The 26,256-nt window shown below is 61.3% G+C and carries 24 protein-coding genes and 1 tRNA gene; 23 read left to right on the top strand and 2 right to left on the bottom strand.

Annotated elements, in window-relative coordinates:
* The first annotated feature begins 135 nt into the window (after positions 1–135).
* From H3T92_RS04560 to H3T92_RS04525, 8 genes are all read left to right on the top strand, one after another.
* Positions 136–723 (top strand): ATP-dependent Clp protease proteolytic subunit, encoded by a 588-nt coding sequence (locus tag H3T92_RS04560; RefSeq protein ID WP_029678947.1) that lies wholly within the window; start codon positions 136–138, stop codon positions 721–723.
* A 9-nt stretch (positions 724–732) separates the two neighbouring features.
* Positions 733–1,401 (top strand): ATP-dependent Clp protease proteolytic subunit, encoded by a 669-nt coding sequence (locus H3T92_RS04555; RefSeq protein ID WP_144086028.1) that lies wholly within the window; start codon positions 733–735, stop codon positions 1,399–1,401.
* Positions 1,402–1,545: 144 nt separating this feature from the next.
* Entirely contained in the window at positions 1,546–2,859 is a 1,314-nt protein-coding gene (gene clpX / locus H3T92_RS04550) for an ATP-dependent Clp protease ATP-binding subunit ClpX (RefSeq protein WP_101432235.1), read from the top strand.
* Between the two features lie 70 nt (positions 2,860–2,929).
* On the top strand, positions 2,930–3,868 hold the full coding sequence (locus H3T92_RS04545; RefSeq protein ID WP_144086029.1) for an NAD kinase: 939 nt from the start codon (positions 2,930–2,932) through the stop codon (positions 3,866–3,868).
* A complete protein-coding gene (locus tag H3T92_RS04540; protein ID WP_144086030.1) occupies positions 3,868–5,640 on the top strand; it encodes a DNA repair protein RecN in 1,773 nt (590 codons plus the stop codon). Before H3T92_RS04545 ends, H3T92_RS04540 begins: the two co-directional genes overlap by 1 nt.
* Before the next feature lie 456 nt (positions 5,641–6,096).
* Positions 6,097–6,504, top strand: coding sequence for a GntR family transcriptional regulator (locus tag H3T92_RS04535; protein WP_144086031.1), 408 nt, complete (start codon positions 6,097–6,099; stop codon positions 6,502–6,504).
* Positions 6,505–6,526: 22 nt separating this feature from the next.
* Complete coding sequence (locus tag H3T92_RS04530; RefSeq protein WP_415873707.1) at positions 6,527–7,483, top strand: ABC transporter ATP-binding protein; 957 nt, start codon at positions 6,527–6,529, stop codon at positions 7,481–7,483.
* Positions 7,480–8,196 (top strand): ABC-2 transporter permease, encoded by a 717-nt coding sequence (locus tag H3T92_RS04525; protein WP_144086033.1) that lies wholly within the window; start codon positions 7,480–7,482, stop codon positions 8,194–8,196. The genes H3T92_RS04530 and H3T92_RS04525 overlap by 4 nt, the downstream gene beginning before the upstream one ends.
* 17 nt (positions 8,197–8,213) lie before the next feature.
* Here the strand turns inward: H3T92_RS04525 and thrC are convergent, their stop codons facing one another.
* Positions 8,214–9,695, bottom strand: coding sequence for a threonine synthase (gene thrC / locus H3T92_RS04520; RefSeq protein WP_144086055.1), 1,482 nt, complete (start codon positions 9,693–9,695; stop codon positions 8,214–8,216).
* A 203-nt stretch (positions 9,696–9,898) separates the two neighbouring features.
* On the opposite strand from thrC, the gene glyA reads away from it, so the two are divergent.
* From glyA to H3T92_RS04460, 12 genes are all read left to right on the top strand, one after another.
* On the top strand, positions 9,899–11,206 hold the full coding sequence (glyA, locus tag H3T92_RS04515; protein ID WP_144086034.1) for a serine hydroxymethyltransferase: 1,308 nt from the start codon (positions 9,899–9,901) through the stop codon (positions 11,204–11,206).
* A 128-nt stretch (positions 11,207–11,334) separates the two neighbouring features.
* Complete coding sequence (locus tag H3T92_RS04510) at positions 11,335–12,639, top strand: glutamate-5-semialdehyde dehydrogenase (RefSeq protein WP_144086035.1); 1,305 nt, start codon at positions 11,335–11,337, stop codon at positions 12,637–12,639.
* A complete protein-coding gene (locus H3T92_RS04505) occupies positions 12,636–13,193 on the top strand; it encodes a phosphoribosylglycinamide synthetase (RefSeq protein ID WP_144086036.1) in 558 nt (185 codons plus the stop codon). The genes H3T92_RS04510 and H3T92_RS04505 overlap by 4 nt, the downstream gene beginning before the upstream one ends.
* Positions 13,194–13,198: 5 nt before the next feature.
* Complete coding sequence (nadD, locus tag H3T92_RS04500; RefSeq protein WP_144086037.1) at positions 13,199–13,879, top strand: nicotinate-nucleotide adenylyltransferase; 681 nt, start codon at positions 13,199–13,201, stop codon at positions 13,877–13,879.
* 103 nt (positions 13,880–13,982) lie between these two features.
* On the top strand, positions 13,983–14,999 hold the full coding sequence (locus H3T92_RS04495) for a ribose-phosphate diphosphokinase (protein ID WP_045924211.1): 1,017 nt from the start codon (positions 13,983–13,985) through the stop codon (positions 14,997–14,999).
* An 82-nt stretch (positions 15,000–15,081) separates the two neighbouring features.
* Positions 15,082–15,152: transfer RNA gene (locus H3T92_RS04490), tRNA-Gln, on the top strand.
* Positions 15,153–15,219: 67 nt separating this feature from the next.
* Entirely contained in the window at positions 15,220–16,017 is a 798-nt protein-coding gene (locus H3T92_RS04485) for an HAD-IIA family hydrolase (RefSeq protein ID WP_024627950.1), read from the top strand.
* A 14-nt stretch (positions 16,018–16,031) separates the two neighbouring features.
* On the top strand, positions 16,032–17,408 hold the full coding sequence (glmU, locus tag H3T92_RS04480) for a bifunctional UDP-N-acetylglucosamine diphosphorylase/glucosamine-1-phosphate N-acetyltransferase GlmU (RefSeq protein WP_260804506.1): 1,377 nt from the start codon (positions 16,032–16,034) through the stop codon (positions 17,406–17,408).
* Positions 17,409–17,449: 41 nt separating this feature from the next.
* Positions 17,450–17,926, top strand: a complete 477-nt coding sequence (gene rsfS, locus H3T92_RS04475) for a ribosome silencing factor (RefSeq protein ID WP_144086039.1) — start codon at positions 17,450–17,452, stop codon at positions 17,924–17,926.
* Positions 17,919–18,659, top strand: a complete 741-nt coding sequence (locus tag H3T92_RS04470) for a histidine phosphatase family protein (protein WP_186279457.1) — start codon at positions 17,919–17,921, stop codon at positions 18,657–18,659. The genes rsfS and H3T92_RS04470 overlap by 8 nt, the downstream gene beginning before the upstream one ends.
* 74 nt (positions 18,660–18,733) lie before the next feature.
* Entirely contained in the window at positions 18,734–19,660 is a 927-nt protein-coding gene (locus tag H3T92_RS04465) for a hypothetical protein (protein WP_144086040.1), read from the top strand.
* Between the two features lie 128 nt (positions 19,661–19,788).
* Positions 19,789–20,874 carry a glycerol dehydrogenase gene (locus H3T92_RS04460; RefSeq protein ID WP_198189443.1) on the top strand — a complete coding sequence of 362 codons (1,086 nt, stop codon included), beginning with the start codon at positions 19,789–19,791 and terminating at the stop codon, positions 20,872–20,874.
* A 626-nt stretch (positions 20,875–21,500) separates the two neighbouring features.
* On the opposite strand, the gene H3T92_RS04455 is transcribed toward H3T92_RS04460, so the two are convergent.
* Complete coding sequence (locus H3T92_RS04455; RefSeq protein WP_198189442.1) at positions 21,501–21,671, bottom strand: hypothetical protein; 171 nt, start codon at positions 21,669–21,671, stop codon at positions 21,501–21,503.
* Between the two features lie 485 nt (positions 21,672–22,156).
* Here H3T92_RS04455 and H3T92_RS04450 point away from each other — a divergent pair, with 485 nt between their 5' ends.
* Genes H3T92_RS04450 through H3T92_RS04440 form a run of 3 tightly spaced genes read left to right on the top strand, consistent with a single transcriptional unit; the run spans position 22,157 to position 25,759 of the window.
* Positions 22,157–23,578, top strand: coding sequence for an MFS transporter (locus H3T92_RS04450; protein WP_198189441.1), 1,422 nt, complete (start codon positions 22,157–22,159; stop codon positions 23,576–23,578).
* Positions 23,579–23,630: 52 nt separating this feature from the next.
* Positions 23,631–24,740, top strand: coding sequence for a LacI family DNA-binding transcriptional regulator (locus H3T92_RS04445; RefSeq protein WP_144086046.1), 1,110 nt, complete (start codon positions 23,631–23,633; stop codon positions 24,738–24,740).
* Entirely contained in the window at positions 24,737–25,759 is a 1,023-nt protein-coding gene (locus tag H3T92_RS04440; protein ID WP_198189440.1) for a nucleoside hydrolase, read from the top strand. The genes H3T92_RS04445 and H3T92_RS04440 overlap by 4 nt, the downstream gene beginning before the upstream one ends.
* Positions 25,760–26,256 lie beyond the last annotated feature (497 nt).

Here is a 26,256-nt window from a genome sequence, read left to right as displayed (position 1 = left end):
TGGGTGCGGCCCTGTCGCAACGGTTGCGCAAAGAGCAGAAAGACCAAGACCGCGTCGATTGCGGGGGCTACTCTCAATACAGATACGTTTATCGAAGGAGACAGGGTGAACAACTCATTGGCAACCAGTCCCGTGATGGAGGAGGGGGAGGCCCCTACGCCGACCGATCCCATCTTCAATCGACTGCTCAAGGACAGGATCATCTGGCTGGGGGACGAGGTCAAGGACGCCAACGCCAACGTCATCTGCGCACAGATGCTGATGCTGGCGGCCGAGGATCCCAAGAAGGATATCTGGCTCTACATCAATTCGCCAGGCGGCTCCATTACCGCGGGCATGGCCATCTACGACACCATGCAGTTGATCGAGCCTGATGTGGCCACCGTCGCAGTCGGCATGGCGGCCTCCATGGGCCAGTTCCTGCTCTCCAGCGGGGCCAAGGGCAAGCGCTTCGTCACCTCCCATGCACGGGTGCTCATGCATCAGCCCTCGGGCGGCGTCGGAGGCACGGCCACTGACGTCAGGATCAACGCCGAACTGATCATGGACATGAAGCGCACACTCTCCCAGCTGACGGCCGAGCAGACCGGCCACACCCTGGAAGAGATCTACCGGGACAACGAATACGATCACTGGTTCACGGCCCAGCAAGCCCTGGAGTACGGCTTCGTCGACCGGATCGTGACCACCCACGGCACTATGACCGCGGATCAAGGGAAGTGAGCACTCCACATGGCATCTGAAGAAGCGCAATTCGTAGCACGGGCCCGTCGACTGGCCGGCCCTCGCGGCCTGGGCGCCATGCCCACCGACCGCTATGTGCTGCCGCAGTTCGAGGAGCGCACCCCCTACGGCTACAAGCGCCAGGACCCTTACACCAGGCTCTTCGACGACAGAATCATCTTCATGGGCGTCCAGGTGGATGACACCTCCTCGGACGACATCATGGCCCAGCTCCTGGTTCTGGAGAGCCAGGATCCCAACCGCGACGTGATTATCTACATCAACTCGCCGGGGGGATCCATGACGGCCATGACCGCCATCTATGACACCATGCAGTACATCAAGCCCGATGTGCAGACTGTCTGCCTGGGCCAGGCTGCCTCGGCTGCTGCCGTTCTGCTGGCGGCCGGCACCAAGGGCAAGCGGCTGATCCTGCCAAACGCCCGTGTGCTGATTCACCAGCCGGCCATGGAGCAGGACTTCGGCAAGGCCACCGAGATCGAGATCCAGGCCAAGGAAATGCTGCGCATGCGCACCTGGCTGGAGGAGACCCTGGCCAAGCACACTGGCCAGGATGTCGACAAGATTCGCAAGGACATCGAAGTGGACACCATTCTGACCGCCCAGCAGGCCAAGGATTACGGAATGGTGGACGAGGTCCTGGAGCACCGCAATTAGCTCCGGTGACTGCGTACATGATTGATCGTCCGGATGGCGGCGGGTCCTCGGGACCCACGGCCTCCGGACGTTTTTGGCATCATGGACGATGCCGGTCATATATGATTTCGGCGATCCTAGCGGATTCTCCAGGAAGGGAGAGCCATGGGCCGTGTGGTCAGCTACAATGACGGACTGAATCGATGCGAGTTCTGCGGCAAGGACGAGCACCAGGTGCGTCGCCTGGTCAAGGGGCCTTCCTGCGCCATCTGCGACGAATGCATACGCCTATGCGCCCAGATCATCCAGGAGGATATGGCCAAGGATGCCGCCGACCGGCGGGTGACCCTGCCTGCACCCTCAAAGATATTCGCCTATCTGAACCGGTATGTCATCGGCCAGGAGGCCGCCAAGCGCACCCTGGCTGTTGCTGTCTACAACCACTACAAGCGCGTCAATATGGACCTGGGCGACCGTGGCCGTGTTACTGACGCAGCGTTTGAACAAAAGGACGCAGCCCCACGCGTCCAGGTGGACAAGTCCAACATCCTGCTCATGGGTCCCACCGGCGTGGGCAAGACCTACCTGGCACGAACCCTGGCCACCATCATGAACGTCCCCTTTGTCATTGTGGATGCCACCAGCCTGACCGAGGCGGGGTATGTGGGCGAGGATGTGGAGTCCGTCCTGCAGGGGCTGCTGCAAGCCGCCGACGGCAATATGGACCTGGCCCAGCGGGGGATCATCTACATCGACGAGATCGACAAGATCGCCAGAAAATCCGGCGAGAACACCTCCATTACCCGGGACGTGTCCGGCGAGGGGGTCCAGCAGGCTCTGCTCAAGATCATCGAGGGTACCCAGGCCCGTGTGCCGGTCCAGGGTTCGCGGCGGCATGGGGATGTCCGCACGGTCGTCATGGACACAGCCAACATCCTCTTCATCTGCGGTGGCGCCTTCGTCGGTCTTGAGGAGATTGTCCGTCGGCGGCTGGGCCTGCGGGAGAGCGGATTCTCGGCTACTCAGGGCAGCGATAGGGTGCCCGACGACCGGGTCATGAGCCAGGTCAGGGCCGAGGACCTGGAACAGTTTGGCCTGCTTCCCGAGTTCGTGGGGCGGCTGCCGGTCATCTCCACCCTGGAGCCGCTGGGCGCCGATGAGCTGCGGCGGGTGCTGACCGAACCGGATAATGCCTTGGTCGACCAGTACCGGCGCATGTTCCTGGACGACGGGGCTGATCTGGTCTTCACGGATGCCGCCCTGGATCGGGTTGCAGCCATCGCTCTGGAGCGCAAGGTGGGCGCCCGTGGGCTGCGTGGAATCATCGAGCACACCCTGGAGGCGACCATGTTCGAGCTGCCCGACAGGACGGATGTCTCCCGTGTCGTGGTGGATGCCGATGCCGTGGATGGGACCGGATCGCCCCGGTATGAGACCGGGCAGGGCATGGCCACAGCTGCTGGTCGTCGTTTGGCCTGACCCCGCCACGATGGGCGCCGCTGTTGGCCGGGCCCGATAGGATGAGCATTGTTGCCGGAAGGGAGGCCCCATGGGTGCTCGTAGCGCTGTCGTGGTCACGCACAGCCGGGTCCGGGCAAGCGGCCACCTGGTTGACGAGGTCGAGGAGCAGTTGCGCCGGGACGGATTCCGCGTCTCGATTGTCGACAACATTGCCGCCCCGGAATTCGGCAGTCCCAGCCAGCAGGTGGCCGACGACACCGAGATCGTCATCGTCCTGGGCGGCGATGGGACCATCCTGCGGGCTGCAGAGCTGGTCAAGGGTACCGAGGTGCCCATCCTGGGGGTCAATCTTGGCCACGTGGGGTTCCTGGCGGAGTTCGAGAGCTTCCAGATTGGTGAGGCCATTCGCCGGGTGGCCGATCATGACTACTCCATCGACGAGCGCATGGTGGCCCACGTGGACCTGTGGATACCCGGAGCCGATCGACCACTGAGCGACTGGGCCCTTAATGACATGACCCTGGAACGATATGATCGGGGCAAGATGATCGAGGTATCGGTCCGAGTGGACGATGTGGAGATGAGCTCCTTCGGCTGCGACGGCATGATTGTGGCCACCCCGACCGGATCGACGGCCTATGCCTTTTCGGTGGGCGGGCCCATCGTCTGGCCGGATGCACAGTCGTTGCAGATGGTGCCCATTGCTGCCCACGCCCTCTTCGCCAGGTCCCTGATCATCGGCCCGAAGTCGCAGTTCACCCTGGATGTTCTGGGTGATTCCCAGTCGGCCGGCTGGATCTGCAACGACGGGCGCCGTCAACGGCCAGTGCCCAAGCGGTCCCGCATTGTGGTGCGGCAGTCCCATGACATCCTGCGGCTGGCCAGGCTGTCGGGGGTGCCCTTCACCAGACGGCTGGTCTCCAAGTTCGACCTGCCGGTGGTCGGCTGGAGGGAGCAGCATCGCCCCTCGGTGGCTGCGAACGGGCAGGACCAGAGGGAGCCGCCGGAGTCGAACAAGGAGCACTGATGCTGGAAGAGCTGGAAGTACGAGACCTGGGTCCCATCCATCATGCCCTGCTGCGCCCTGCTGCCGGCATGACGGCCATCACCGGGGAGACCGGGGCTGGCAAGTCCATGCTGCTCAACGCCATCCGGCTGATCTCGGGGTCCACCGCCCGTCCGCAGCTAGTATCGCCTGGAGCTCGGGAGTCCTGGGTGCAAGGAATTTTCGATGCTGGAACGGCAGGAGCCGAGAATCCAGTGACCGCATCCATAACCGGGGCTGGCCTCCCCTTGGAGGATGAGGGGCAGATCTTCCTGGCGAGGACCATGCCTGTCAAGGGGCGTTCCCGTGCCGCCCTGAACGGCAGAACTGCTCCTCGAGGCCTGCTGCAGGAGGTGGCTGGGATGCTGGTCACTGTCCATGGCCAGGCAGATCAGATGCGTATGGCCAGCCCGGCCCGGCAGCGTGAATTTCTGGATGCCTACGCTGGTGACGGTCCGCAGCTGGAGGCTTTTTCCAAGGCCTGGAGGCAGTACCGACAGGCTCAGGACCATCTGGAGGAGCTGCGCAACCAGCAGTCTGGCGCTATGGCCCAGGCTGATTATCTTCGCGAGTCCATCGCCCGGATCGACCGTGTCGACCCCCATCCCGGCGAGGATCGTGAACTCAAGGCCCAAAGAGACCGGATCGAACATGCTGCCCAGATCAGTCAGGGAGTCATGGCCGCACTATCCGCCTTGGACGCCGGCCAGATTGACCCGGATGCAGACTCACCATCGGCTACGGCCCTGGTAGAACGAGCCATCGCCGCCTTGGAGGGCATCGGTGTAGAGGGGGTCTTTCAGGAGTCGGCCCAGCGGTTGCGCTCGCTGAATGCCGATCTGTCCGACCTGGTCTTCACCCTGAGCAGCCAGCTGGACGACGAAGGCCAGGAGGGCGATCTGGACAAGATCAACGCCCGCATCCACGATCTGGATGAGCTGACCCGGCGCTGGGGACCAGACATCGACGACGTTCTGGCCTGGCGCAAGAAGGCTGCGTTTGAACTTGAGGACATGGATGCCTCACCTGAGAAGCTGGAGGAGCTTCAGGTCCAGGTTGAGCAGCTTCGCGGGAGCGCCCTGAAGGCCGCACGGAATCTGTCTGCGTCACGGGGCAAGGCTGCACGAAGGCTGAGCGAACTCGTCGACGGCGAATTGCGCTCCCTGGCCATGTCGGGTGCCGGGCTGGAGATCCGTGTCAGGCCACGCCAGGACCAGGACATGGACGGGCATGGTCTGGATCAGATCGACTTTCTCTTCAGGCCGTATCCGGGTTCGGACCTTCTGCCCATGGGCAAGAGCGCCTCGGGCGGCGAACTCAGCCGGCTCATGCTGGCCCTGGAGCTGGTGGCCGCCGAAGGCCGGACCTCATCGGGATCTGACGGCGCTGGAGATGGGCATAATGGTCTGGATTGCCAGGTTGGCGACCCGACGATGACCTTCATCTTCGACGAGGTGGATGCTGGAGTCGGCGGTCGGGCTGCCGTCGAGCTGGGTCGTCGTCTGGCCCGGTTGGCCGTCACCGCCCAGGTGATTGTGGTCACCCACCTGCCGCAGGTGGCTTCCTGGGCCGATCGGCAGTTCGTCGTGGCCAAGGGGCGTGAAGGCGGCGATGCCGTAGAGACCCTGGTCCGCCAGGTGGAGGGCGAGGACAGGGAGCGGGAGATCGCCCGGATGCTGGCGGGCAGCGAGTCCACTACCTCCCTGAAGCACGCCCAAGAGCTTCTGGCCTCCAGCAGGCTCCAGGCCCGATAGATCTGATTGTCGGCTCAACTTTGCCATGCCGAAGTCCCTCGATTCAGCGACTTTGACCAGTTGCGACGACTTTGTTGCTGACGACTTTGTCGCTTTTTGCGGCCGTGCTGCTGCATGCTCGACATCTGTCCTTCTGTTGCTTTTCATTCTGACGCATTGACGGTAGTCAATCGGCTGTTGGCGGCCGTGCGGCAACGAACATGCTGGATTTTCGTTGATGACACCGTATCCGCCCTCGACATGAACAATGCGGCGGCGACCTGGCCCAAATGGATTTTGTCTGAAATTGTGATCGGCCGGGGATTTCGGCACTAGAGACGTATCTATCAATCCATGAACCACCCCTTGGAAGATCAAGGTCGGAGTTTGTCTTCATGATCAAACTGTTATAGTGTATACATGAACACCGGCACAGCTTAGCCAGAGTCGTGCCGCCCATCAATGAAAGGGGCTTGGATGAAGCTGATCATCTCATCCCTGTCCGGGCAGCCGATTTATCGGCAGATCGAGGACCAGATACGTTCGGCCATCCTGACCGGAGACCTGAAAGCGGGGGAGGGACTGCCCTCCCTGCGACATCTCTCACAGGAGCTCAGGGTGTCCGTGCTGACCGTGACCCGCGCCTATACCGAACTCGCTCAAGAGGGTTTGGTGGAGAACATCCAAGGCAAGGGGACCTTCGTGGCCGACAGCGGCGACCAGGTCATGCGGCAGCATCTGGAGGACCGCGTGCAGTCCCTGCTAGGCGAGGCAGTCGATACGGCTCGTCGGGCCGGCATGGAGCCGGATCGGATTCGCGGCCTGCTCGACGGCCTGCTTGGCGACAAGGGTTCTGCGCCCGCGTCCGAAGAGGGAAAGGAATAGCAGCATGTGCGCATCACCGGTGATGACAACCTCTGGCGAAGAGGTCGACTATGCCCTGCGCGTCAGTGACCTGGGGAAAAGCTACGCCAAGGCCGACGGCACGGGTTTCCGCCTGCACCAGGTCACCATGGACCTGCCCATGGGCTACATCATGGGATTGATAGGCCCCAACGGCGCAGGCAAATCCACCCTGATCCGGCTCTTGCTGAATATGACCCGCCGGGACAGCGGAGCAATCAGCATTTTGGGCCGTGATCCCTTGAGCCAGGAGGAGGAGGTCAAAGCAGACCTGGGCGTGGTCTTCGATTCCATTTATTTCCCGGAGGCATGGAAGGTCAAGGCCGTCGAGCCAGTGATGGCACCCATGTATCCCTCTTGGGACAGTGATCGCTACCACGACTATCTGCGTCGGTTCGGTCTGCTGGAAAACCGCAAAATCGGCAAGCTTTCCCGTGGCATGCAGATGAAGCTGATGCTGGCCGTCGCCCTCAGCCACGATGCAAGGCTCTTGATTCTGGACGAGCCCACCAGCGGTCTGGATGTCCTGGCCAGGGACGAGCTCATGGATATTTTGCTGGACTACATCGGCGACGGTTGTCACTCGGTGCTTTTCTCCACGCACATCACCGCGGATCTCGAACGGGTGGCTGACTTCGTCACCTATATCAATCGGGGGTCTGTCTTCTACACCGGCCCCAAGGACGAGTTGATGGAGGCTTTCCAGATAGTGAGAGGGGGGCCGGACGATCTGGCTGGAGGGCAAATGCCGCATCTGATGGGCTTGCAGCGCTCCGCCACAGGTTTTGAGGCTCTGGTGCCCACTGAACGCTTGAAGGATTTTCTGGCATCGGCTTCCCCAACCGCCATGGAGCCTTCAGAGGACCGCTACCTGGTGGAGCGGGCCGACTTTGACAACATCATCAGACTGACCGCAGGCCCACCTGCTGCGGCCGACAAGAACAAGGAGGTGGAGTCATGAAGGCGATAGCCGAGCAGATCAGGCTGGACATGCAACGTTTCTCAGGAGCAGGGAGAACTTGGGTTGGTGTGCTGATTTTCCTGTCTGCGCCCGTCATCGGAATCCTGCTGAACCTGGTCATGGCTCTGACAGGCAATGATGGGGATGATGCACGGACTGCGTTGACGGGATTGGTGGCCGGCATGGGAATCGGACTGATTGTAGGCCTGGTATCTGGTTTGTTTGTCGATTTCAGCAATGCGGCGATTCGGTTGAACGGTCTGCTGCCCATAACACGTGATCACCAGGTATTCGGACGCTATGCTGCTGTAAGTCTGCTGGTCCTGGTTCAGTCTTGCGGCTATGCAATATTCTATTTCTGCGTTGCTGATTCGTTTTTGCAGGGTCAGGACCATTGGCGTGCTACCGTCCTGTTTGCTCTGGGATTGTTCATGTCGGAGTCTTTGCTCTTTGCAGTAGCTGCCCCCCTGTTTTATTGGCTGGAAATGGCCAAAGCCGTGATAGCTTTTCTGGCGCTTCTTGGTTTGGTACCAATAACGGCCCTTGTCGGCAGTTGGCTGCCCTTTGGCTGGGGGGCCGTCTGGAATTCAATCATGCGTTTTTTGACATCCGACCTGTGGCGGCCGGTGCTCCTCGGGCTGGCGGTGATTCTGGCGGCTGATATGGTTTCGATAGCCATATCTCGCAAGGTCTATGCCAGGAAGGAAATCTGAGCCGATTCGCTCAGGCTTCAGGACTGCATGACCGCGTGGCGGACGTAGTCGGACATATCTCCGGGATCGATGCAGTCCTGGAAGCGCACAGGCGCGTTTTCCAGGGTGCGCAGAGCCTTGGGGGGCCTGGTGTTGGTGGACTCGGCCAGGATGTCCATGCAGTCGAAGTCGCTGTCCGGGGTCTCCAGGCCCAGGGATTGGCAGACCACCCGGGGGAACTTATAGGGGCTGGCCGTGGACAGCAGCACCCGGGGCACGGCAGGATCCCTGTCGGTCTGCCCGGTCATGACCTGGTAGCCGCAGGCCGTGTGCGGATCGATCAGGTATCCCCGGTCCTCCCAGCAGTCGCTGATGGCTGATCCCACCTGGTCTTCGTCGGCCCAGCCGCAGGAGAAGAGCCCGCGGATTCTGGTCATCAGGGCCTCAGGCACCTGGTAGCGTCCCTTGGACTCCAAATCGGCCATAAGCGAGGCAATCAGCTCGGTGTCGCCGCCGGCCATGTAGTAGAGCATCCGCTCCAGGTTGGAGGAGATCAGGATGTCCATGCTGGGGGAGGTGGTGGCGTAGAAGGGGCGGTTGCGGTCATAGACGCCAGTGGTCAGGAAGTCGTTGAGGACCCGGTTGCGGTCCGAGGCCACGGTCAGGCGGGCCACCGGAAGGCCCATCATCTTGGCGTAGTATCCAGCCAGCACATCGCCGAAGTTGCCGGTGGGCACGCAGAATTCGACCGGATCCCCAGGTCTGATCACTCCCCGTTCCATCAGGGACCCGTAGGCCCGGAAGTAGTAAACGACCTGCGGGGCCAGGCGGCCCACATTGATGGAGTTGGCCGACGAGAGAACGGTTGAGGCCTTCTCGTCCAGCTCATGAGCCAGATCAGTGTCGGCGAAGATGGACTTGACTGCGGACTGGGCATCGTCGAAATTGCCCCGAACCGCGCAGACCTGCAGGTTGCCGCCCTCCTGGGTGACCATCTGCAGGCGTTGGATCTGACTGACCTTGCCCTGAGGATAGAAAACAGTGATGCCCGTGCCCGGCGCGTCTGCGAAACCGGCCAGCGCCGCCTTGCCCGTGTCTCCGGAGGTGGCTGTGAGCACCATGATCCGTTCGCCATCGTCCCCGGCCAGAGCCATCAGTCTCGGCAGCAGCTGCAGGGCCACATCCTTGAAGGCCGAGGTGGGCCCGCGGAAGAGCTCCAGTACGAAGTCGTTGCCGCCCAGGTCCACCAGAGGGGTGATTGCCGGATCGGACCACTGCTCTCCGTAGGCTGCGTCCAGGCAGGAGTCCAGCTGAGCGGAAGAGTAATCGCTCAGCAGTCTCGAAAGGACCAGTTTGGCCGTGCCCTTGTAGTCCAGGCCGGCAACGTCGGCAGGGTCGATGGTCAGTGCGTCCAGTCCATCGCTGACGTAGAGTCCGCCGTCAGGAGCAAGGCCTCGTCTGATGGCCTGCTTGGACTGCAGCTGCTCCTTGCCGCCTCGGGTGCTGTGGTATGTGCTCATGGTTGCCTGCCCCTCCGCCATGTCGCCGAACTGATCATTACCAGGGCATTCTACCCCGTGCAGGGGTCTGAACCATGGCCTTGCTCGGCTCGCGGAGGAAACTGTCTGTGGACGCCAGGGCCTGCCAGGGGTCGGCATGGCGTACAGTGTTGCCCACCAGCCCCTGTATCCGAGGCTGTACGTTACAGACAAAGGAGCGACCCATGGTCGAAGAGAACCCGGTACAGCAATCCTACGATGTCCTGAACTCTTCGATCTCGCAGGTGGATCCGGAGATCGCAGCACTGCTGGATGGAGAGTTGGAGCGCCAGCGCGGCGGTCTGGAGATGATCGCCTCTGAGAACTTCGTGCCCAAGGCTGTCTTGCAGGCCCAGGGATCCGTGCTGACCAACAAGTACGCCGAGGGCTATCCCGGCAAACGCTACTACGGCGGATGCGAGTGGGTGGACCAGGTCGAGAACCTGGCCCGGGACCGCGCCAAGGTCCTGTTCGGCGCCGAATATGCCAACGTCCAACCGCATTCGGGCGCCCAGGCCAACGCCGCCGTCTATCAGGCCCTGATCAAGCCCGGCGACACCGTGCTGGGCCTGGCCCTGGACCATGGCGGCCACCTGACACACGGCATGAAGATCAACTTCTCCGGACGCTTTTACCATGCTGAGTCCTACGGGGTCGATCCGGACACCTTCCGCATCGAGCCCGAGATCATCCGCCAGCGGGCCCTGGAGACCCATCCGGCCCTGATCATCGGCGGGTGGAGCGCCTATCCGCGCATTGAGGACTTTGCAGCCATGAAGGAAATCGCCGACGAGGTGGGGGCCAAGTTCTGGGTGGATATGGCCCACTTCGCCGGCATGGTTGCGGCCGGCCTGCACCCCAGCCCGGTGCCCTATGCCGATGTGGTCTCCTCCACGGCCCACAAGACCCTGGGCGGACCCAGGTCCGGGTTCATCCTGGCTCGTCAGGAGTATGCCAAGAAGCTCAACTCCTCGGTCTTCCCCGGCAACCAGGGCGGCCCGCTCATGCATGTGATCGCCGCCAAGGCTGTGGCCTTCAAGCTGGCCGGCACGCCTGAATTCAAGGAGCGGATGGAGCGCACTCTGGAGGGCGCCAAGATTCTGGCTGAGCGCCTGATGGCCAAGGATGTGGCCGACAACGGCATCACCGTGCTCACTGGAGGGACTGATGTCCACCTGGTCATGGTGGATCTGCGCAACAGCGAGATGGACGGCCGTCAGGGGGAGGACCTGCTGGCCAGGATCGGCATCACCGTCAACCGCAATACGGTCCCCTTCGATCCGCGTCCTGCCTCTGTGGCCTCCGGACTGCGCATCGGGACCTCCGCCCTGGCCACACGCGGATTCGGCCCGGCCCAGTACGAGGAGGTGGCTGACGTGATCGGCACAGCGCTGGCCCAGGGTCCCCAGGCGGATTTGGATGCCCTCAAGGCCCGGGTGGACCGCCTGGTCGAGGCCTTCCCGCTCTATCCTGAGCTGGACCAGACCCACTGATCGGCCCTTGGAGGAGGCAGGCGCGGCAGTGCCCTCCCTCCTCCTGTCGTCATTGCCCTCGCTGAGGGTTACAATCGGTACAGAATACGGGTCTGGCAGACCCGTGAGGGCGAAAGGATCTGACGAACATGAGTGAAAGCGAGAACTCCGATCGTCAGGATGTGTTCGATCGTGTCTGTGCCATGGCCGATGCGGCGGCCGCTGCACAGGCAGGCCTGGCAGGCATGAACGGCCAGGCCAGGAATGCCCTCTTGCTGGCCCTGGCCGATGCACTGATCGATCAGGCCGATCAGATTGCCGCAGTCAATGAGCAGGACTGCACCCAGGCTTTTGAAGAAGGAATGAGCGCCGGTCTGATAGACCGTCTGCGCTTGGACAAGGTTCGTATCGCGGATGCCGCCCGGGGCGTGCGCATGGTGGCGGGGCTGACCGATCCCCTGGGCGAGGTGGTTCGCGGCCATGACATGCCCAACGGCATGCGGCTCAATCAGGTGCGAGTTCCCCTGGGCGTGGTGGCCATGATCTACGAGGCCAGGCCCAACGTCACCATCGATGTGGTGGCCCTCTGCCTCAAGTCCGGCAATGCGGCCCTCCTGCGAGGGGGTCACGCGGCCCAGCGTACCAACCGCGCCCTGGTGGAACTGATAGGCGGGGTGCTTAGTGAGCAGGGGTTGGATCCGGCTCTGGTGGCTTCCGTGGACCGATACGGTCGCGATGGGGCCCAGGCCCTGATGAAGGCACGCGGTCATATCGATTTGCTGGTGCCCAGGGGTGGCCGAGGGCTGATCCGCAGCGTAATTGAGCAGGCCACCGTGCCCACCATCGAGACCGGGGCTGGCAATGTCCATATCTACGTGGATCGCTCGGTGGACATGGATCAGGCCATTCCCATCATCATCAACGCCAAGACCCAGCGGGTGGGCGTCTGCAACGCCGCCGAAAAACTGATCGTCCACCGGGATGTGGCCGCTGAATTCCTGCCCCGTGTGGCCCAAGCGCTGACGCAGGCCCAGGTCGAGCTGCGCCTGGACGCGGTCTCCATGGACATTCTCGCCGGGCATGGTTTGCCTGAAGAACTGCTGGTTCGCGCAGAGGAAGCCGACTGGGACCGCGAGTATCTGGATCTGAAGATGGGGGTGCGCGTGGTGGACTCCCTGGATCAGGCCATCGAGCACATCAACCGTCACTCCACCGGTCATACCGAGGCCATCCTGGCCCGGGACTACGAGGCCGTGGAGGAGTTCTCCCGCCGGGTGGATTCGGCAGTGATCATGGTCAACGCCTCAACCAGATTCACCGATGGCGGCATGTTCGGCATGGGCGCCGAGCTGGGCATCTCCACCCAGAAGCTGCACGCCCGAGGACCCATGGGTCTGCAGGAGCTGACCACCACCAAGTGGATCGGTTACGGCAGGGGGCAGGTGCGGCCGTGAACGAGAAGATCGAAGAGCTCTTCCAGCGCGAGCACGACAATCCGCGCATCTGGCTCAGGGTTGCTTCAGAGCGGTTGAGCCTGCTGCGGTACGTCTTTCTGGTCCAAATCGAGGACGGCATTCCGGATGCAGACCAGCGCTCCTGCCTGGAGTACGCCGACGCTGTCCTGATTGGCTGGCCTGACGAGCATGCCGATGATGTGTACGACCTGGACAAGGACCAGCTCAACGAGGTCAGGCATGACATCACCGTCATGGAGGAGCGGGTGCCGGTCTTCCGCAAACAGGAGCAGGAGGGGCGCATTGCCGACCTGTCCGATTCATTGGTAGCCATCACCGGATGCGTGGCCCAGGTTCGTCGGGCCTACCAGCCGGGCTTCCCACTGCCCACCTACTCCGAGATTCGCCGCGTGGTCCAGGAGGAGTGGAATGCCGACATGGAGCGGATCGATCCCGACCGGGTCAATCCCAGCGCCGAGCAGATGCGCGAAGAGGCCAAGTCTGAGAACGAGGAGAACGCCTCGGAAGCCAGACGGGAGGGCGAGCAGGCGTGAACCGGATGATGTCTGAGCTGTCCAAGGAGGGGGAATCCGGGCAGGAGCCACCAGATATTGACGGGGCATGTAGGCCTGCCCACCATAACCGCCGACCCCGGGTGGGGATCATGGGCGGCACCTTCGACCCCATTCACAACGGCCACTTGGTGGCTGCCTCGGAGGTGGCCTGGGTCTACGACCTGGATGAGGTCATTTTTGTGCCCACCGGCCGTCCGGCCTTCAAGCTGAACAAGACGGTGACCAATGCTGAGGACCGCTATCTGATGACCGTGATCGCCACGGCCTCCAACCCCAAGTTCACCGTCTCCCGGGTGGACATTGAGCGTCCTGGCATCACCTACACAGTGGACACCCTGCGCGACATCAAGCGGATGCGTCCCGACAGCGACCTCTTCTTCATCACCGGGGCGGACGCTGTGGCCGAGATCATGCGCTGGAAGGATGCCAACCGGATGTGGGATCTGGCCAAGTTCGTGGCCGTTTCCCGGCCCGGCTACTCCTCCAGCCTGGACGACCTTCAGGTGCCTGCTCAGCGGGTGGATACCCTGGAGATTCCGGCCCTGTCCATCTCGTCCACAGATGTGCGCCGTCGTTCGGCCAGGGGCATGCCGGTCTGGTACCTGGTTCCGGACGGGGTGGTGCAGTACATCAACAAGCACGGGCTCTACCGCTCGGCTTCCTGAGCTTCGCATACTGTCGGACTCGCCAACACGGACAGCCCGGCCGTGTCAGCGCGCGCCATTATTATGGAGGCTGTCCGCTTCAGCGAAAACAACGTTTGGAGATATGGTGAGCGCGATACTCAAAGGCAGACCAGGAAAAAATCTCATACTTGTCACAGGCCGGGCCCATCCCAGACTCGCGGCGGACGTGGCCGATCAACTCGGTATCGACGTCCTGGAGACGACGGCATACGACTTTGCCAACGGCGAGATGTATGTGCGTTATACGGAGTCGGTGCGCGGTGCGGATGTCTTTGTCCTGCAGACCCACTCGGACCCGGTCAACAAGTCCATCATGGAACAGCTGATCATGATCGATGCCCTCAAGAGGGCCTCGGCGCGATCCATCACCGCGGTCTGCCCGCTCCTGGGCTACTCCCGTCAGGACAAGAAGCATCTGGGCCGCGAGCCCATCTCCTGCCGGCTCATGTTCGACCTGCTCAAGACGGCTGGCGCGGACCGGATCATGTCGGTTGACCTGCACGCCGCCCAGTCCCAGGGCTTCTTCGACGGGCCTGTGGACCATCTGATCGCCATGCCTGTGCTGGTGGACTATGTGCGCGACCGGATGGATCTGTCCAAGGTGGCCGTGGTCTCGCCGGATGCCGGCCGCATCCGGGTGGCCGAGCAGTGGGCCCAGCGCCTGGGAGGCGTGCCCCTGGCCTTCATCCACAAGACCCGTGACATCACCCAGCCCAACAAGGCTGTGGCCCATCGGGTGGTGGGCGACGTGCGTGGCCTGGACTGTGTGCTGGTGGACGACCTGATCGACACCGGCGGCACCATCACCGAGGCCTGCAACGTCCTGGAGGAGGCCGGCGCCAACTCCATCACCATCGTGGCCACTCATGGCGTCATGTCCGGGCCTGCCGTGGAACGGCTCAAGTCCTGCCAGGCCAAGGAGGTCATTGTCACCGACACGGTCCCCATTCCCCAGGAGAAGCGTTGGGATGGATTGACTGTGCTGTCCATCGCCCCCCTGCTGGCCTCGGCCATCAAGGCGGTCTTTGAGGATGGCTCGGTGGCCCGGCTCTTCGACACGTATCCGGCTCATCACGGCCAGGGCTTCCTCTTTGCCTAAAGCCCTGCCTGCCCGGCATGGCGTGGCGTAATCGTCCGGCTGTGGCATAATAAACCTGGCGGGGCCTCAAGGGTTCCGCCTTTCCCCCATGGTGTAAAGGCAGCACACGGGTCTTTGGAACCCTTAGTCTTGGTTCGAATCCAGGTGGGGGAGCTTACGCTCGCCGATTCCGGTCGGAGACGGCCTCCTTGGGGTCGGTGACCAACCGAAAGGAACTGTCTTGGCAGTCAAGAAGATCGAAACCTGGCTCACCGACATGGACGGCGTGCTGGTGCACGAGAACACGGCCCTGCCCGGAGCTGCCGAATTCATCGACACCCTCAAGCGCAACAACCGCCAGTATCTGGTGCTGACCAACAATCCCATCTACACCCCACGTGACCTTTCGGCCCGCCTTGGCCGTTCGGGCATCGACGTGCCCGAGGATCGGATCTGGACCTCAGCCCTGGCCACCGCCGACTTCGTGTCCCGGACCATGCCGCAGGGATCGGCCTATGTGATCGGCGAGGCCGGGCTGACCACGGCCCTGCACGAGGCCGGGTTCATTCTTTCCGACATCAACCCGGACTATGTGATCCTGGGCGAGACCCGGACATACTCCTTTGAGTCCATCACCACAGCCATCCGCCTGATCCTGGGAGGCGCCCGCTTCATCTGCACCAACCCGGACGCCACCGGACCCAGCGAGAACGGCGTCCTGCCGGCAGCCGGCGCGGTGGCGGCCCTGGTGACCAAGGCCACCAACCGGGAGCCCTACTTCGTGGGCAAGCCCAACCCCATCATGTTCCGCACGGCCCTGAACAGGGTGGGCGGCCACTCCGAGACCACGGCCATGATCGGCGACCGGATGGACACCGACGTGGTGGCCGGAGTCGAGGCCGGTCTGAACACCTTCCTGGTGCTGACAGGCATCACCACACGTTCCGAGGTGGAAACCTTCCCCTACCGCCCTGACCAGGTGGTGGATTCCATTCAGGATCTGATCGACATCGCCGAGAGCGGGGTGGTGGAGTTTTGAGCGGCGGGCAGACGCTGACCGCTGGCATCATCCTGGCCGCAGGCGAGGGCACTCGCATGCATTCGGCTCATCCCAAGGTTCTGCACACCTTGGCCGGCAAGACCTTCCTGCAGAGAGTCATGACTTCGGTGATCGCCCTGAATCCCGAGCTGACGGCCGTGGTGGTTCATCATCAGGCCGACTTGGTGGCGCAGGCTGCACGCTCTTACGATCCCCAGGTCCGCATCGTGCGTCAGGACAGCCGACCGGGCACGGGGCGTGCGGTCCAGTGCGCCGTGGATCAGCTGGATGGCGAGCTCCAGCACGACGGCCAGGTGCTGATCGTGGCCTCGGACATGCCCCTGCTGGACGCGGATACGCTGCAAAGCCTGCTTGACTATCATGTCAATTCCGGCGACGGGGCCACCGTGCTGACGGTTAATCTGGACGACCCTAGCGGATACGGCCGCATCATTCGTGATCAGGATGGACGGGTCCTGCGTATCGTCGAACAGCGGGACGCCACCGGCACCGAACTGGCCGTCAAGGAGGTCAACACTTCCGTTTACGTCTTCGAGGCGGATCTGCTGCGCCAGGCGGTCCGCGGTCTGGACGACAGCAACGCCCAGGGGGAGTTCTATCTGACCGATGCCCTGGAGACAGCCCGCCGCTTGGGCCGGGTCGGAGCCTTCGCTGCTCCTGATCCGCTCAAGGTCGAAGGCGTCAACGACAGGGTCCAGTTGGCTGAACTGGCCAAGGCCCATAACCTGCGGGTCTGCCAGGAGTTCATGCGCCAGGGGGTGACCATCCTGGACCCGTCTACCACCTGGATCGAGGACGACGTGGTCATCCAGCAGGATGCCGTCATCCTGCCCGGATGCTTCCTGCAGGGTCATACCGAGATCGCCTCGGACACGGTCATCGGCCCCTATACCACTCTGATTGACGCCATCGTCGAGCCGCAGGCCAGGGTGGAGCGTTCCCGCGTGCAGGAGACCCGGATCGGGGCCCGGGCCAACATCGGCCCATGGACCTATCTGAGGGCCGGCAACGTCCTTGCCGAGGACACCAAGGCCGGGGCCTTCGTGGAGATGAAGAAGGCCACCATCGACCACGGGACCAAGGTGCCCCACCTTTCTTATGTGGGTGATGCCCACATAGGCCACGACAGCAACGTGGGCGGCGGGTCCATCACGGCCAATTACGACGGCGTGCATAAGAACCGCACCGAGATCGGGTCGGAGGTGCACGTGGGCGCAGGAAACCTCTTCGTGGCACCCGTCCAGGTGGGCGACGGGGTCACTACCGGGGCCGGATCGGTCATCCGCCATCCGGTCGAGGACGGGGCCATGGTCTACTCCACCAATGATCAGCATCAGGTTCCGGACTGGAAGCCCGCCTGGGAGCGGTAATCATGGGAGCATCGGCTTCACAACAAGGAAAGGCGTGACAAGTGCCAGCATTGCAGGAATCCATCGACGCGGTCCGGGTGGCCGCTCGGGCTGCCAACGATGTCAAGGCCATGGACATCGTGGCCTTCGACGTCTCCCGGCCCATCGCCATCACCGATATCTTCATGGTGGCCACCGGCAGCAACGAACGTCAGGTCCTGGCCATCGCCGAGGAGGTGGAGAAGCAGCTCCACCTGCAGAAGAACCTTGATCCCCGCTCGCGGGAGGGCGTCCAGGAGGCCCAGTGGGTTCTGCTGGACTACGGTGACTTCGTCATCCACATCATGCACAAGCAGGCCCGGGCCTACTACGATCTGGAACGGCTTTGGAAGGACTGCCCCCAGGTCGACCTGCAGCTGGAGCACCCCTTCACCCTCGCCGATGACGACCAGGACAGCCAGCTGGCCTCCAAGGCGGACGATCTGAATGGGGATGATCTGCGCAGCCGTTTCGCCGACCCTCAGGAAAGCCATGACTGACTCGGTTGCCACCGTCGAGGGTGGACGGCATGTGCGCTCCATGACCGTGGTTCGTCACGGGCAGACTTCATATAATGCAAAGCACCGGATGCAGGGCCAGATCGACATTCCCCTCAACAGCGTTGGCCGCTGGCAGGTGGAGAGGGCTGCCGAGGAGCTCCGGGCAGAGTACGTGGATGGCGCTCCTCAAGACCGTCACCTGCTGGTGGTCTCCTCTGACCTGGGTCGGGCTGCCGCCACCGCTCATGCCTTTGCCGACCCCTTGGGCCAGACGGTCCATCTTGATTCCGGGCTGCGCGAGCGCAGCTTTGGCGAGTGGGAGGGGGCCAGCGCCGAAGAGGTTCGCCAACGCTGGCCCGAGGACTACGAATCCTGGTCCCGAGGCGCCGGGGGAGAGCTGCTTCACGGTGCCGAGACCAAGGCACAGGTAGGCAAACGAGGCTTGGAAACCCTGAATCGTTGGATTCATCGGGCTGGTCCGGATACGGATCTCATGGTCTTCTCCCATGGGTCCTTCATAGCCCAGGCCCTCCAGGCTCTGCTGGGCATGGCCAGTGAATATCCCGAATACCTAGGTCTGGTCACCATGCGCAATGCCCACTGGGCGCGATTGATGCCACGAGACCTGCCAGACGGCGGTCTGCGCTGGTCCATGATCGACTACAATCGCGGTCCTGCCATCGCCATGCGGGGGGACTGGGACAATCCCCGAGGGCTGGTTCAGACCGACTGACCATCACAGGATCGCCATGACGACCAGCTACCATAAGAGCGCAGCAACCAGCCGTTGGATCAAAAGGGGTCGTAGTGAAGCAGTTCTTTCATGACATTTCCTGGGCGCAGATCGTCGCCGGCGCTCTTGCAGCCATGACCTCCTTCTGGCTGGCCGCCAAGATCGGCGTGGCGGGATCCATCATCGGCGTAGCCATCGGTTCCATCGTCTCTGCTGTGGCCTCGCAGATCTACAAGAATGTCTTGGAAGCCTCTGGTCAGAAGCTGCAGGAGTCTGTGGTCGGCAGTGCCGACCAGGATGATGACGATTCCAAGACGGATACGGACAGCGATTCAGCCGCTGATAGGCAGACCAGGGTCTTGCCGGCACAGGGGAAAGGCGCTTCGGACGATTCCAGCGGTGCTGCCGACGGGTCCACCCAGGTCATGGCGCCGGTTGATGGATCCACCCAGGTCATGCCTCCTGTCGGTGGCGAAAAGTCGGCAGCCAAGACCGGCAGAACCATTTCGTCCAACAATGGTCCTCGGGCCCATGCGGCCCCCATTGCGGCAACCAGCAAAAAGAAACTGGATCAGCGCCGCCGCAACGTCATCATCGTCTCAGTGGTCAGCGCTCTGGTGGCCGTGCTGCTGTCCGCCCTGGCCATCAATGCCCTGACCAAAGGCGAAGGCACCGACAAGGTGGTCCGCAACGTGGTCAGCCCTTCGACCAGCCAGGTAACCCCCAGCCAGGAGGAAGAGACCCCCTCCAAGCCTGCACAGCGTACTGAGCAGCCTGAAGACCAGGCGACCCCGGGTGCCCCCCAGAATCAGCCTTCGGGAACGAATCAGCACCAAGGCAACGAACAGGGATCCGGGCAAGGTCAACAGCAGGGAGGGAACCCCACGAGCACGCCCTCGCCGTCTGCGGATGCGACAGGCTCCACGCCCAGCCCCTCAAGTACGGCTTCCACACCCCAGTCGTCGCCGACGAGCACGACCAATTCCTTGCCTCATAACTGACCGGTCGCCCGGCGCGGCACACCCATCTCACCATGTAATGTGACTAGGGTCACTTTCAGACGGGCCAAGAGGCTCGTCACTAAGGACCTGGTCCCGAAGGCGGGATCAGCGATGAGAAAGGTGTATGTATGCGCAAGGTTCTGTGCTCTCCCGGCTCCTATGTTCAGCAGGAGGGCGCCATGGGAAAGCTGGCTGGAGAATACGCGGCTCTGGGCACCAAGGGCGCCCATCTGATCGTCGATCCGGTCATCGACGGGCTCTACCACGACGACATTGTCGCCTCCTTTGAGCACGATGGGATCCCCTACGAACTGATGAAATTCGGCGGCGAGTGCTCCATGGAGGAGATCGACCGTCATCGTGCCCATTTGGGCGACAGCGACGCGGTGATCGGCATCGGCGGCGGCAAGACCTTGGATACCGCCAAGGCTGTGGCCCACTTCGCCCATCTGCCGGTCATGATTGTGCCCACGGCGGCCTCCTCGGATGCGCCCTGCTCAAGGCTGTCCGTGCTCTACACGCCCCAAGGCGTCTTTGACCGTTATCTGCCCCTGCCTGCCAATCCCAACGTGGTCCTGATGGATACCGACGTCATCGCCAAGGCTCCGGTGCGCTTCCTGGTATCTGGACTGGGCGATGCCTTCGCCACCTACTATGAGGCGGCCGCCTGCGTGCAGTCGAACGCGGTGACCATGACCGGAGGCCACGCCACCATGGCCGCCTTCGCCCTGGCCCGTCTCTGCCGCGACACCCTGCTGGAGGATGGGGTCAAGGCCGTGGCCGCTGCCAAGGCCGGTGTCCGCACAGCCGCCTTGGAGAAGATCATCGAGGCCAATACGCTGCTGAGCGGTCTGGGCTTCGAGAGCTCCGGACTGGCTGCAGCCCACGCCATCCATGACGGGATGACCGCCCTGGAGGGCACCCACTCCATGCTGCACGGCGAGAAAGTGGCCTTCGGCACCCTGGCCCAGCTGGTCCTTGAGGATCGGCCCCTGGAGGAGACCCGCGGGGTCTATGACTTCTTCCGCAGCGTGGGTCTGCCCACCTCCCTGGAGCAGATCGGCATCGGCCAGGCCAGCGAGGAGGATCTGCTCAAGGTCGGTGAGCATGCCTGCGGCCCTGACGAAACCATGGGCAACATGCCATTCGAGGTGACCCCTACCGATGTGGCTCACGCCCTGCGTGCAGCCGATCAGCTGGGCAAGCAGCTCTGATAAACCCACTTTTGACCCCTTTGACCCCTCTTTGAAGAGTCAGGCGGCCGCCGGCATGGAGTCGGCGGCCGCCTATGTTTCGTATGGTTTTGCACTGGTCATCCTTGCAGGGCTCAGGCGGCGTTTCGTTCTGCGCCCCTTGCCGAAACAAAGGTGCGTTCGTCCGAGGGCTCCACGGGCCATCTCCGCCATCGGACCTGTGCCAATCGCCCCCATGTAGGCTATCGGTGCTCCCATCTGCCTGGCTGCGCGAATCACGTTGTATCCGCCTCCTACATTTATGGAGCTTCGTCTGGCGAAAATGTCCCCTCCGCGTTCCGGGAGGTGGTCGATGTTCATGCTCAGGTCAACCACCACCTGACCGAGATGGAGGATGCTGGGCTCAGTCATGGCTCTTGCTCCTCACCGCCACGGAATTCTTGGAGAGGAGATGCAAAATGGCGTAGAGGATTCCTCCCAGCAGGAGGGATACCAGCCATGCCAGGCCATTCCTGCCCAGGAAGCTGCCGGCCAGTGGTCTGATGTCCTTGGGCCTGTTGGCTATTCATACTGGGGTGATTCGTATAGCCGCCTCATCGATGGTGCCGGCCTTCCCCTGGTCGTGATGCCTGCGCCCTGGAGAAACCCTATTCAAGCGACAGCTTGGTGGAGGGCCTCAGCAGATCGAGCGATCCACGCGACTTTATATCGTCCTCCCTGTCCAGAAGGCGCTGAGCTACTTCCTTTAGATCAATATGCCCCATGCCGTTGATGATCAGACCCGCAACGATCAGCGCCTGCTCGGTGTCATCGGTCACAGGCCCTGCAGGCTTGCTGGGAGCGATTGGCTGATCTGCAACGGCATCACGAAGGATGTCGACCCTGCTGTAGGCTCATGTATGGCTGCAGGACTCATGCCATGCGTGGGCATGTCTAGTGCGTCCCCCATGGACAGCCCAGTCAGCGCGCTGAGCATGATTCGCCATGAAGAGCGATCCCTATATGAACCTCTATTCATGCAGCACAGCTGCAGCGATTACAGAAACAATGGAACCGGCACTTTTCATTGACAAAAAAATCAAGACAGATGCATGGATATGCGTTGCGTCTCAATACTAAAAGTTTGCATTCTTTGGGAATCCCCGAGCGTGTAGAAGTTCTCAAATTGACAAGAAAAACTACGCGCGTAGAATATTGTGTTGCTAACAAACGGAAATGCGAAACAATGTCGCTTTCCTATCTACGCGGGTAGAACTACGATATTCGCAGTCAAGTCGTAGTGATCCCTTGCAAGGAGGCAGAAATGGGAGCGAATCGGATCAAGAGCGAAGAATACGAAAGCGTGGATCAGCGATCCGAGTCAAATTCCGAAGCATCCGGTCAACAGGAGCAAGCAGCTGATGTCAACTTCCGCACTAAGGAAGGCCGGAAGAGTTTCTGGACCAATATCGTGGCTGTATGGTTGGGCACAACCATGGAGTATGTTGACTTTGCATTGTACGGTCTGGCATCAGGACTAGTTTTTGGCGACATCTTCTTTCCCGGGCAAACGCCGGTCATTGCTTTGCTCTCTTCATTCGCCACTTACGCGGTGGGCTTCCTGGCAAGGCCTGTCGGAGCCTTTGTTCTGGGCAAGATAGGCGACAAGCGCGGACGCAAGTTCATCATGGTCTTCACAGTCATGCTGATGGGTCTGTCGACTACAGCCCTGGGGCTTTTGCCGACGTACCAAATGGTGGGCATTCTTTCTCCCATTCTCTTGATACTTTGCCGCGTATGCCAGGGATTTGGCGCAGGGGCCGAGCTGTCGGGAGGAGCAGTGATGCTCGCCGAGTATTCTCCTGTCAACCATCGTGGTCTGGTTTCCTCATTGATTGGCATCGGGTCCAATTCGGGCACTTTGCTGGCTTCTGCCGTCTGGCTTTTGGTTCTGCTTTTGCCCCATGGCAGTCTGATCACCTGGGGATGGAGGATTCCCTTCCTAGTCTCGATCCTGATTGCGCTTTTCGCTGTCTATCTGCGTCGCTCCATGCAGGAGACGCCCGCATTTCGTTCCTACCAGGCCAATAGGAAGAAGGAAGAGGCTATTCTGGCTGCCGCAGGCAAGCAGGAGAAGAAGTCCGAGGGTGGCTGGAAGGCCTTCTTCATCATGCTTGGTCTGCGTATAGGAGAGAATGGTCCCTCGTATCTTTCGCAGAGCTTCCTTATCGGATACGTGGTCACACTGGGCGTGAGCAAATCTGTGCCAACTACAGCAGTGCTGATTGCCTCTTTGTTGGGCTTCCTGATCATCCCCTTCTCCGGATGGCTTTCCGACCGGTTCGGCCGCAGGATTGTCTACCGCGTCTTTTGCCTGCTTCTGGTCCTGTACGCCTTCCCGGCCTTTGCCCTGTTGCAGTCGAAGAACACCATTGTTGTCAGCCTGGTGATAATCGTGGGTATGGGTGTGGCTTCGCTGGGCATCTTCGGAGTCCAAGCGGCCTACGGTGTTGAGCTCTTCGGCATTCAGCACAGGTATTCCCGGATGGCAGTCGCCAAGGAGCTTGGCTCCATCCTCTCCGGCGGCACGGCTCCGATGGTCGCTTCGGCACTGCTGGCAGCCTTCAGCTCCTGGGTGCCTTTGGCTGCCTATTACTGCTTGATGGCAGCGATCGGTCTGGTCACGACATTCTTCGCCCCTGAGACCCGTGGCCGGGACCTGACCCTGGTTGACGATGCGATCTGATGAATCTCCATTGAATCGGTAATCTGTAAGGAGACCAGTTGCAAGGAGGGGAATGGTGACGAGGCGTCCGACAAGGGATGACGTGGCCAGGGAGGCGGGTACTTCATCTGCCGTGGTGAGCTATGTGATCAATCATGGTCCACGTCCAGTCTCCGAGCAGACCAGGCGCAAGGTCTTAGATGCCATTAGGCGAACCGGCTATGTGCCTAACAATATCGCCAAGTCGCTGGCCAACGGGACCAGCGATACCTACGCCTTGCTGGTGACAGACCTGGCCAATCCCTTCCTGGCACAGATGACCAAGGCTTTGGAGCACAAGCTTTTCTCCTTGGGCAAGACCCTCCTGGTCGGCGATTCCAGCGATGACCCCAGTCGCCAGATGGAGCTCTTGGAATCCTTCCAGCGTCAGCAGGTCTCTGGTCTGGTTTGGTATGGCGTGGACCAGCCTCTTCCCATGGATGCCCTCGAAACCTACCCGGGAACCGTGGTTATGCTCAACCAACCGGAAGGACAGGAATTGAGTCCCTCTGCAGGGCGCCGAGTTCGATTGGGCCTTGACGAAAGCGAAGAGGCCAGGATGGCTACAGCCCATCTGATAGGGCATGGCTATCAAAAGCTGGCCATCATTGCCGGCCCTCGGGAGCGTCTCAATTCGCGGGAAAGAATCCGTGGGTGGAAGAGGGCCATACGTGAATCCGGCCTTGAGCCAGGGCAGGAGATCTTCGTTCCCTACACCTGCCAGGGGGGATACGAGGCGGCGGAGCTGGTCGACGATCAGGTTGAGGCTGTCTTTGCTTCGAATGAACTTCAGGCCATGGGTTTCCTGGCAGGCATGGCCCAGCGCGACAAAAAAGTGCCTGATGATGTTGCTTTGGCGGCGATGAATGGGACTGACCAATCCGCATATTTGATTCCGTCACTGACAGCCGTCCAGCTGTCCGAGGATGAGATAGCGGACAAGATTGCCAAGGTGTTGCTGAAACCGGACGGCGCCTATCAGGACACTGGCGATGATGGAGACGACAAACCAGGGGGTTACGAGACTTCCGTCGCTCCAACAAATCGTTCGGATGCTCCTGTCCGTACTGGTTTAGGCACAATTCCGGCAGCTCCACAGCTGGTCATTGGCCGTAGCTGTGGATGCAGCCAAAATGAGGTATGAAAACAGAAATGAAAGATGCAGTCAACATTATCGTCGACTGTGACCCGGGCAACGGTGTACCCGGAGCCAACGTCGATGATGCCCTGGCCATTGCCTATGCCTTGCGTTCCGAAAAGCTCAAGACCAGAGCAATATGGACCGTGTTCGGCAACACTACCTCTGATCTCGGTTATTCCAGTGCAGAGGCCTTGCTGAGATCCATGGGACGCATGGATGTTCCTGTCCGTCGAGGGGCGGATGGCCCGCTGCAGGGATCACGCCAGCCTTGGCTGACCAAGAGGCTGAATGCGGCCAGCAGCCCCGAGGCGCCAGAAGTATGGAGAAATGCCGTGGGATCGCAGGCAGGGTTCCATGCATCAAGCGCCGATAAGGTATCAGCCATACCAGAGGTTTCCGGGCCTGATCAGCTTGCGCAGGATGTGCTTGCTTGCAGCGGTTCGGTGTCCATTGCCGCCATAGGACCTCTCACCAACCTAGCCGGGCTGATCAGTGATGAGCCGCAGGTCGTTGGGCATATTGAGAGGATCAGCATCATGGGCGGTGCCATTGGATTCGGTGATGAGGTGGACACCAACTTCGCCGTCGATCCGGTGGCAGCCCGGCGGGTGTTGGAATCTGGTATTCCCATCACCTTGGTTCCGCTTGATGTGACCAGGACCACGCATCTGAGCCAGCGATGCTGGGATCGTATGATCGCCGAGGCCGATGCATGCAAGGCGCCGTGGAAGGACTCGATGAACCGTTGGTTGAGACCGTGGCTGACATACAGCAGACGAACTCGACCGGTCGATGGCATGTGGCTTCATGACCTCGTATCCGTCTTGGCTCTGGCTGAAAGTGACCTTGTTGCTTTTCGTCCTGCACGGGTGAATCTTGCCGACAGCGGCAAGCTGTTATTGGCTGACAGGAATGGTGACCAGCCTGTTAGTGGTGTCAGATCGTATGAGGTGGAACTTTGCACTGGCGTGGATAATTCGCGCATGATTCAGGTCTGGCAGCAGGCTGTTCTGCCTCGCTGAAGTGCCGAGCCCTTTTCACTATCTCATGAGTTAGTCATGGGGGCTGCAGCACATGTACGCGTCCAGTTATTCCGCAAGTGGTTGGACTCTGCGGTGGCGGTCATGTGCTGTTTGGCAGCCTCCTGGACCTTCGAAATCCCAGGAATATTGTCAACCTGCATATAGCAACGACCCAAAACGCTGTGTGCATGACTATCGCCGGTCATGATGCCCGATTGCCCGTGGTGACGACTCTGCCTTGCTTAGGGGGTAGCTTTGCCAAAACACAATTGCAAGAGTCGAAAAACCATGGCTTTTTCACAGATCGCCCACAGTCAATGATGGCAGTTTGACTGTGCCAACACAGTCATTGGCAATGATTCAGACATGTATCGGCTGTTGCTGAGCATAAGGAAAGAAGAGAGCGATCTGGGGGCTATAGGAACTAAACGCGTTGTTTATGTTGGGGGTTTGGCCTTGTGGCTGTAAGCGTGTTGGGTGGTTGTTAATAGGTCGGG

This window comes from Bifidobacterium sp. W8112 (assembly GCF_016101425.1).
In the GTDB taxonomy this organism is placed as follows: domain Bacteria; phylum Actinomycetota; class Actinomycetes; order Actinomycetales; family Bifidobacteriaceae; genus Bombiscardovia; species Bombiscardovia apousia.
This window is presented reverse-complemented; position numbering and strand designations above follow the sequence as displayed.